This window comes from Komagataeibacter kakiaceti JCM 25156, from assembly GCF_000613305.1.
Window position 1 is genome coordinate 1 of the sequence record NZ_BAIO01000813.1, and the last position, 720, is coordinate 720.

Annotated in this window: 1 pseudogene; it reads right to left on the bottom strand. The window is 69.4% G+C overall.

The window, feature by feature from the left end:
* Window positions 1-223: 223 nt before the first annotated feature.
* Window positions 224-720, bottom strand: a pseudogene (locus tag JCM25156_RS26420) (ATP-dependent helicase C-terminal domain-containing protein); the annotation flags it as partial.

The following is a 720-nucleotide window of genomic DNA, read 5'->3' on the forward strand; positions in this document are numbered from 1 at the left end:
GTGGCGCGGGCGTGCCAGCATCCTGCGCCCAGGCCGTGGCCACCGGCATGGTCAGCCCAGGCATGCCCAGCAGGAGTACGGGTAACAGGCGCGAGGCCGGGCGGCGCATGGCGGTCGGTATCCATGGATGGCGGCTGGGACAGGCGTTCATGGTGGCCATGTTATCTTAAAAAAGTGGCAATGCCATGTCTGCATACCATCCTGTATGTGAACGCATGGAGTTTTATGGCCTGCGCCCCTGCCGTGGGGGTGGCGGGCTGGCTGTTGCCGGGTTTTCGGGCCAGTCATGCCGGGGGTAGCGCCCGCGCATGTCGCGCCGCATGTCCGCCCATGACCCGGCCCAGAACCCGGCCAGGTCGGCGGTGATCGCCTGCGGCTTCCGGCGGGGGAGAGCAGGGCGATGCGCAGTTCCACCCGGCCATCGGCCAGCCGGGGCGTCTGGGTCACGCCATAGAAGGTCTGGGCGCGCGCGGCCGCGACCGGAACGGGTTGCAGGTAATCCACCGCCGCCCGGCCGCCCGGCAGGTCGAGATGCGTGGGCAGCATCCGGTCCAGCCATTTCAGCGTCGCATGGTCCATGGTGGCGCGCAGCATGGCCAGCAGGTCCATTTCCGCCAGCGCGGACAGGCGGCTCACCCCGCCAAGCCACGGGGCGAGCCATGCCTGCGTGGTGCCGGCAAGTGCTGTATCGGACAGGTCGGGCAGGTCCGGGCGGTCCAG